Raw genomic sequence first — 7,094 nt, 5'->3', positions numbered from 1 at the left:
GATGACCGTTGAGAGCCCAAGGCTGACGACGAAAAGACGGCCAATCGCTATTGGGTTTCTATTGCGTTTTCTAAGCAGCGGCTACTCAATTGCCGTCCGAAATGTCTCGGTCAGCCGTGTGTTCAAACCGTGATGAGGTTTGGCTGAAGTACCGTAGTGCAACTCCGCCAAGGCAGCGATGTCATTGAAAATGACTACGGAGCCGCCCTCTTCATTCGCATAAACCAGAAGTTTTTGGCAAAAGGCATCCAAACCAATTGCTGGAAAGCCCGCCATTGCCACGCCACCGGGTGCTGGTCCGCCGAACAGCAAGAGAACCGTATCCGGCAGCGCCACCCCCAGTTGGGAAGCTTCGGTCGCAAAATCGATTTCCCCAAACCAGACGGTATCGTCCTGCCCCATCACGGCTGTCCTGAGACGTTCGACTGCCTCTGGTACGCTGAGCTGAGATCGCAGCTCGATGATCCCGTAGTCGGCAAACAACCCGTTGGTCGGCGCTGGTGTTGCATCCAAGTCGTTTAGAACTTCGAGCATCTTGCTCTGAAACGCACGCAACGAAGAAGCGTCCGTGAGTCCATGCCGGACTTTGAGAAACTGCGAGTCTGTGTAAGCGATCTGTGGGCTACCATCCTGAGCGAAGGAAAGTACGCGAAAAGGAAGGTCCAGACCTGCTCGCACAGTCTCTTCCAGAATTGGTGTGTTTATCTCAGGATCAGAAAAAATGAGTACACGAGACGCTGGCATTTCTACGCCTTCGGCATTGGCCAGTCGCGCGTGATCTATCGATGCGTTTGGAGTAACTCCCGCTTCGGCAACGACAGTCTCAAGCGCCAAGAAGTTTTCATCCACCGCAGTCTGGATGGATGACGATTGTGCAAGAGCGGATGGCGACACAGATGAAGTCGCAACCATCGAGAGAACGAAGAAAAACCTCAGCACTTTACCACTTCCTATTTCATCAAACTTTTTTCAGGGAAACTGCCGCCAGAGCCGCAAATGCTATCTCGGCTGCAAGATAAAAGAGAAGTATCCCGTTCGGAACTCCATCGATAAGAATGCTTAGTATGCGTCCAACGGCCAGTCCCGACATAAACAAAAATAGAACCCACAGCGCGGGGCGTTGTAATTCTGGTTTCGAAGCGGCCGCCAACCAAAACAAAGCGTTTGCCAGATAAAGACCCATAATCGCTCGGAACACGTGGGTTTGGTTCGTTCCTTCCACCGGAAATCCCAGCAAAACTGGGATCGAACTGCCCGGCATCAGGCCATATGATAACGCAATTGGCACGAGGCCGACGGCAGCAAGCAGAAGGACTAATCTGGCACTCATGGAGGACTCCTTCCCGTAGAGGTTTCGCTTTTTTGCGAAAATCCTAGTCGGTTTTTTGGGCACCCGATGATCCGACACGGATGCCCACGCTGCGGTGAGAAAGGCGTATTGGAAGCCTCGCTTTTTCTACTGAGAGATGCCGCCTTCGGTTGTTGTCTGTTCTTCAACATGATCTTGATTGGCGACCGGCTTACCGCGCGGAGGGAACTCCTCGAAAGTAGCGAGATGTGCCTGCACTAGTCGGGCGGCTGGGCCGAAAGCCCACATTTTCTCACCCATCCAGCGGACGTACATCCCGCTTTCCTCTGCTGCTTTCTCATACGGGTCGCGGCGAAGGTTGAAAAGCAAGGGGGCGACCAATTCTTCTTTAGGACCTGACCAGCCGTGGTTTTGAACGACAAAATGCGCCTTCCAATCGTTGTACCGTACTGCTTGGAGATCCGTGCCCTGATAGTAAATCAGCTCGCGGCGGCTACTCTCTTCATCCTCACCGGTCAGGTAAGATAGCTGGTTGTAGCCATCGAGGTGTACTTTGTACCCTTCATAACCCTCTAGGAGTTTCTCTCTTAGGTCTGTGGGGCCTCCCGCTGCGGCGACAAAGGTTGGCATCCAATCCATACCGCTGAAGATACCGTTCAAGACTTGTCCTTCAGGAATTTTGCCCGGCCAGCGAATAATCGCAGGTACCCTAAAGCCACCTTCCCAGGTAGTACCCTTTTCCCCATGAAACGGTGTCGTACCACCATCGGGCCACGTCAGGGTTTCCGGGCCGTTATCGGCGGTGAACATCACTATGGTATTATCGGCGACTCCCAGATCCTCAAGGTGGCTGAGAACGTTACCAACGTTGTTGTCCAACTCCTTCATGACAACATCCTGAAGTCCACGCCCATTGCCTAACATAGCTTCGTATTCGGGGCTAAGGTGGGTCCAGACGTGTGCACGGGCAGGAGCCATCCAGACAAAAAACGGAGTGTCCGACTCTACTGCACGAGAAATGAAGTCCTTCGTGTAAGATGTCACTTCGTCATCCAAAGTCTTTTGGCGCTCCGGAGGTGCAGGCCCGTCATCAATGATGCGCTGCTTCCCTACTTTTCCAAATCGCGGATCGACTGTTTCGTCTTCTTCCTCTGTTGCGAACGAATGAATGATGTTGCGAGGCGCAAATTGCGCATTGAATTCTGGGGCGTCTGGCCAATCCGGATCAGACGTATATTCCATAGCATTCAGGTGATAGAGCCAACCCCAATACTCGTCGAAACCTTTTGTAGTCGGTAGGAACTCGTTGAGATCGCCCAAGTGGTTTTTACCGAACTGGCCCGTCGTGTACCCCAACTTTTTCAAGAACATCGGAAGCGTCGGATCATCTGGATTTAACCCTATCGGATCCCCCGGCAGCCCTACCGTGTGCATACCAGTCCGAATAGGCAACTGTCCGGTCATAAAGGCTGATCGACCGGCAGTACAACTTGGCTCGGCATAATAATCTGTGAGACGAGCACCCTCAGACGAGAGGCGATCCAAGTTCGGCGTCTCGATGCTTTTGACACCTCCGTGGTAAACGCCGACGCTCGCCCAACCCACGTCATCTGCCATGATGACAAGAATGTTGGGCGGGGTATGCTCGTCGGCCCAAGCTCCAGTGAAAGAAAAACAGACCGCACCCGCTACTGAGATAAGCTTGTTCATTAAGACCTCCCGATACGCAATTTCTCACCAACGATAAGAAAAACATCGGCTTGGAGGAACAGTCTAATTTGTTAACTTTTAGGCACAGCACCTTGGTGCAAGAAATGCCTTTGGCCGCAAAGTCCGCAACTTGGTCATTCCCGCAATAAACCTGAACGTCCGCCCCCCGTCGAAACCGAGCAACCTCCTGCATCTAAATAAAGAAGCAACTGCAGGAGTTTGATCCATGAAGTACCTGTCTGCCCTCGGCGTTCTCGTCGGGGGTTTTCTTTTGCACCCACCGCCCAAGGCTGTCCTGACGACGATGCTCTGGGTGGTGTCTCGGTCCCATCCCGCTGTCTCGGCGCTGGTTCTGCTGGCGGTCCTCTGGACGTGGAGGTCCGACGATGACTGAGCTGAAACTGAACCCCGGTGACGTCGTGGTCGTCCGCGCCTTCGATGACGTCCCTGAACATCTGTTCCGCGTGGAAGAGGTGTTCGAAGACTGCGTGACCGGCCATGCCGTCACCGGCCCTCTGGCTGGAGCCTACGGCGAACCGGCACTCGAGATGATCGTCCGGGTTGTCTCTAGCGCCTAACGGCAATCCCCAAAATTCAAAACAGAAAAGGAGGAGATTGATGTCTGCTCACATTCGCTATGCCTATCTGAAGGGCCATACGTGGTTGTTCAGACGCAACTATCCCGTTGACGTGGCTCTCGCGCTGGGCGCTCAGGCGCTGAAGCAGAGCCTCAAGACCGGAGATCGTAACACCGCCCGTGTCCGAGCCGCTGAAGTCAATGCACGGTTCGAGACACTGGTGGAGCAAGTCCGGGGTCAGGCAGAGGAGGCCCTGTCTGCCACAGAAAGCACCGCTGACGGTCCTGATTGGCTTGACCAGCCAGAGTCGTCTCTCGTGCGTCTCCGGGCCACTCTGGAGGGCTCCGGGACAGTTCTGGACGGTCCTGCCTTCACCCGACCAGCCGCACCGGTAAAGGTAGTGATCCGGGACCTGAGCCGCGCCTATCTCTCCCGGCGTAGTGATGAACTGCGACCCAGCGGGTTCAAATCGGTCCGATACTCTGTTGGGTTGTTCACGAGCCGATATGGTGACCAGTCGGTTTGCAGTCTGACGCGGACGGAGGGGCGAGAGTTTCTGTCAGCGATAGCCCAACTGTCTCCGATGATCGGTAAGTCAGAGAGGACCCGCGGGCTGAGCCTGGACCAACTCGTTACCTACTCGTCTCGGGGGTCGGTGACCATCACCGCCAGAACCCAGCGGCGGATCTGGTCGCAGGTCAATCACTTCCTCGACTGGGTGGTCTATGAGGGGCATCTGGAGGTCAACCCGTTCAGGACTGTTCTCTTCGACCGGAAAGTGCGTCCTCAACCCTATGCGGTGCCGACTGACGAGGAAGTCGTGCGATTGCTGGGAGCCAAAGACCGGGACCTGCATTCCGTGCTGCTGACCTGCCTGTTGACGGGAATGCGCGCTGGGGAAGCGGTTGGGTTGCTCCGAGAAGACCTCGTGGCCAAGGGCAATCTCGGTTGCTTCGTTCATGTTCAACCGAACCAACTGAGACTGCTGAAGACCGACGCGGCGGAACGACTGGTCCCGGTTCACCCGGTGCTGGATGAGACCTTCCGGCAATTGCCTAGCCATGGTCCTCTGTTCCCTGACCTGACCGTGGCGCACGTCACCAAGGGGTTCGCGAGACTGAGACGTCGGCTGGGTCTGGAGCGACCGGGACTGGTGTTCCACTCGACCCGCAAGTGGTTTGTGACCCAGTGCGAGCGAACAGGTGTCCCTGAGCACTTCACGGCATCTCTGGTCGGTCACCAATCGGCGCGGTCAGAGAACGGGATCACCTACGGGATTTACTCGGCTGGAATCAGTGATGAGCAGCGTCGGTCGATCGTTGACCAGATACGGCTTCCGGTATGACGTTCCCTGACATTGATGCGTTCGAGGAACGGGCCGCTATCGCTGAATACGATGGTGGCTGCACCCGTAAAGCGGCGGAAGATCTGGCTGCTCGGGCTCAGGGATTCCGGGATGCGGACGCCTACTGGCAGTGGTTGGCTGACTACGTCGTCAACCGCGGACCACCCTGACGCCTAACCCTCGGCGGCCCTAATCGGGTTGCCGGGGGACGCTCACTTTGTTTTCTTTTTTCAGAAGTGGGCGTTGGGTAACGGTTGGCTGAATGGTCGAGTTGCGGGACAATGCGAAGCTATTGGTCTTGTGTAACTGAACATTTGTGTCGGATCATTCAGCCAAGCCACAAAATGCCTGAGAGGCGGAAATCATGCGGGTACTTCTGAGTGAAGTTCGAGATGCCAAGCACACGCAAGCCGCGTATATTGTGGCGCTTCTAGGCTTTATGGCAAACGCCATATGGACTGTAGCTAATGTCTTCGTGGGAGAGAGGTTTGTTACTGTCGAAAACGCTATCGTCAGTGTCTTGTTTTTGCTTGCTCTGCTCCTGCTTCGTCGCAACAGGCACGGTGCCGCTGCACTTTTGATTTCGACAGTCTTTCTATTGCACATGTTATTTGTTGCATTGACCTTTGGATATGCCTCGGGTGCGCATCAGTTCTTCTTGCTTGGGACAGTCATCCCCTACCTTGTCTTTCCTAGGTCGGCCCGACACGCGGCGAATAGCTTTGCGGCCCTTTCCGGCTTGGCATATCTGGCTTGCACAGCTTTGCGAGATCAGCTTCCCGGAACGATTATCGTCGGAAGCGAAACGGGTATGGCAATATTGAATGCAGCTTTATTGCTGTTGATCCTAGCGGCGACTACCGCTTTCTTTGTTACAGAGATGCGCAAGTCGGACGATGCGCTGGAGGCCGAACATGCCCGTTCCGAAGACCTTCTCTACAACTTGCTTCCGACTGAAATCGCGGCACGCCTCAAAGACGCACCGGATCAGATCATCGCTGACAGCCTCGATCACATTGCGATCTTATATGCCGACATCGTCGGTTTCACCCAGTGCTCAGCCCGGATGGCACCGACCGATCTTGTAAGCTTCCTCAACCGTATCTTTTCCACTTTCGACCACCTTGCGGCAATACATAAGCTGGAAAAGATCAAGACCATTGGCGACGCCTACATGGTTGCCGCGGGGACGCCTTCTCCCGTGGGCGACCCGGTTCAGTGCATCGCCGAGATGGCGCTCGACATGCAGGCCGCCGTGCAAGACATGTCGCCCGAGTTTACCGACGGGTTGCAGCTACGTATTGGCTTGCATGCCGGTCCCGCCATTGCGGGGGTAATCGGCACCAAAAAACTTTTTTATGATGTCTGGGGCGAAACTGTGAACATTGCAAGCCGAATGGAGAGCCACGGCGAACCGGGCCGCATTCAGTTAACTGGTCTGGCCTATGAAGAACTAAAGACCGAATATACTTTCGAAGAACGCGGAACCATTGAAGTGAAGGGTATGGGCGAGGTTAAGACCTGGTGGCTTACTGGGCGGGTAACTTCCGCATAGGGCTCGGCTCGGTCATCCGACAGAATTTGTTAGATGTATGGTTTGAGGGTGCGAGCGGACATAGCGACCGCTCGCAGGGTGGTCAAATGTCGATCTGTTTAGCAACACTAGGCTTTCCAAGTGAGACTAGAGAGTGCCTTCATCAGTCAACGACATGATGCCATCCGTTGTACCGTCACTGTAAGCGATGCACTGCCATGGGGCGCGGTCAGGTCCTACACCAACGCGCACGAACGTCCCGGCTTCAGAGAACTCCGAACCGAGCAGTGCCACATCCGGATTGTTGGTAGTTGCGGTGACATCACGCAAGCAAGCTTGCTCAGCCGCGGTTGGTGTCGCCGACGTAGCGCTGGTTGTACTACCTTCATCACAGGCGGCGAGAAGTGCGACCGCTGGCAATGCCAAAAGATAATTTTTCATAATACACCCTGTTCCGTGTTGATCCATAGAAGCGCCGAAGCGCACTCTGCGGGAACTTAGTTGTGTCCCATATTCGACAATACGGTTTTCACATAGGTGGTCAATTTCTTGCGCTTTTCAAAGGCTATCTAGCTCGGTCTACGAAATTGCTTCCGCTCTAAGCTCAGACCAGTCGTT

9 protein-coding genes are annotated in these 7,094 nt (G+C 54.8%); 5 read left to right on the top strand and 4 right to left on the bottom strand.

Features of this window, described 5'->3' with window-relative positions:
• Positions 1 to 81: 81 nt before the first annotated feature.
• The 3 genes from ACR0FB_RS20550 to ACR0FB_RS20540 all read right to left on the bottom strand — a co-directional run bounded on the left by ACR0FB_RS20550 (position 82) and on the right by ACR0FB_RS20540 (position 3,019).
• Positions 82 to 939, bottom strand: coding sequence for a DUF302 domain-containing protein (locus tag ACR0FB_RS20550; protein WP_480492659.1), 858 nt, complete (start codon positions 937 to 939; stop codon positions 82 to 84).
• 19 nt (positions 940 to 958) lie between these two features.
• Positions 959 to 1,330, bottom strand: a complete 372-nt coding sequence (locus ACR0FB_RS20545; protein WP_480492661.1) for a DUF4345 domain-containing protein — start codon at positions 1,328 to 1,330, stop codon at positions 959 to 961.
• Between the two features lie 126 nt (positions 1,331 to 1,456).
• Positions 1,457 to 3,019 carry an arylsulfatase gene (locus ACR0FB_RS20540; protein ID WP_480621759.1) on the bottom strand — a complete coding sequence of 521 codons (1,563 nt, stop codon included), beginning with the start codon at positions 3,017 to 3,019 and terminating at the stop codon, positions 1,457 to 1,459.
• 226 nt (positions 3,020 to 3,245) lie between these two features.
• Here ACR0FB_RS20540 and ACR0FB_RS20535 point away from each other — a divergent pair, with 226 nt between their 5' ends.
• The 5 genes from ACR0FB_RS20535 to ACR0FB_RS20515 all read left to right on the top strand — a co-directional run bounded on the left by ACR0FB_RS20535 (position 3,246) and on the right by ACR0FB_RS20515 (position 6,497).
• Positions 3,246 to 3,413 carry a hypothetical protein gene (locus ACR0FB_RS20535; RefSeq protein ID WP_170484287.1) on the top strand — a complete coding sequence of 56 codons (168 nt, stop codon included), beginning with the start codon at positions 3,246 to 3,248 and terminating at the stop codon, positions 3,411 to 3,413.
• The gene (locus ACR0FB_RS20530) at positions 3,406 to 3,597 is read left to right on the top strand and encodes a hypothetical protein (RefSeq protein ID WP_480492663.1); all 192 of its coding nucleotides are present in this window, start codon (positions 3,406 to 3,408) and stop codon (positions 3,595 to 3,597) included. Before ACR0FB_RS20535 ends, ACR0FB_RS20530 begins: the two co-directional genes overlap by 8 nt.
• A 40-nt stretch (positions 3,598 to 3,637) precedes the next feature.
• Positions 3,638 to 4,942, top strand: coding sequence for a DUF6538 domain-containing protein (locus ACR0FB_RS20525; RefSeq protein WP_480492664.1), 1,305 nt, complete (start codon positions 3,638 to 3,640; stop codon positions 4,940 to 4,942).
• Positions 4,939 to 5,112, top strand: a complete 174-nt coding sequence (locus ACR0FB_RS20520) for a hypothetical protein (protein WP_480492666.1) — start codon at positions 4,939 to 4,941, stop codon at positions 5,110 to 5,112. The genes ACR0FB_RS20525 and ACR0FB_RS20520 overlap by 4 nt, the downstream gene beginning before the upstream one ends.
• A gap of 194 nt (positions 5,113 to 5,306) precedes the next feature.
• Positions 5,307 to 6,497, top strand: coding sequence for an adenylate/guanylate cyclase domain-containing protein (locus ACR0FB_RS20515; protein ID WP_480621758.1), 1,191 nt, complete (start codon positions 5,307 to 5,309; stop codon positions 6,495 to 6,497).
• 126 nt (positions 6,498 to 6,623) lie between these two features.
• Here ACR0FB_RS20515 and ACR0FB_RS20510 read toward each other — a convergent pair whose 3' ends face one another.
• A complete protein-coding gene (locus tag ACR0FB_RS20510) occupies positions 6,624 to 6,917 on the bottom strand; it encodes a hypothetical protein (protein ID WP_480621757.1) in 294 nt (97 codons plus the stop codon).
• Positions 6,918 to 7,094 lie beyond the last annotated feature (177 nt).

The organism is Ruegeria sp. P10 (assembly GCF_056534925.1).
The sequence above is the reverse complement of the archived record's forward strand: the minus strand, read 5'-3'. Positions and strand labels throughout refer to the sequence as shown.

Excerpts from the sequence above, each read along its gene's own strand:
- ACR0FB_RS20510 (WP_480621757.1), bottom strand. The coding sequence starts at position 6,917 with ATGAAAAATTATCTTTTGGCATTGCCAGCGGTCGCACTTCTCGCCGCC.
- ACR0FB_RS20535 (WP_170484287.1), top strand. The coding sequence starts at position 3,246 with ATGAAGTACCTGTCTGCCCTCGGCGTTCTCGTCGGGGGTTTTCTTTTG.
- ACR0FB_RS20540 (WP_480621759.1), bottom strand. The coding sequence starts at position 3,019 with ATGAACAAGCTTATCTCAGTAGCGGGTGCGGTCTGTTTTTCTTTCACT.
- ACR0FB_RS20530 (WP_480492663.1), top strand. The coding sequence starts at position 3,406 with ATGACTGAGCTGAAACTGAACCCCGGTGACGTCGTGGTCGTCCGCGCC.
- ACR0FB_RS20515 (WP_480621758.1), top strand. The coding sequence starts at position 5,307 with ATGCGGGTACTTCTGAGTGAAGTTCGAGATGCCAAGCACACGCAAGCC.
- ACR0FB_RS20520 (WP_480492666.1), top strand. The coding sequence starts at position 4,939 with ATGACGTTCCCTGACATTGATGCGTTCGAGGAACGGGCCGCTATCGCT.
- ACR0FB_RS20525 (WP_480492664.1), top strand. The coding sequence starts at position 3,638 with ATGTCTGCTCACATTCGCTATGCCTATCTGAAGGGCCATACGTGGTTG.
- ACR0FB_RS20545 (WP_480492661.1), bottom strand. The coding sequence starts at position 1,330 with ATGAGTGCCAGATTAGTCCTTCTGCTTGCTGCCGTCGGCCTCGTGCCA.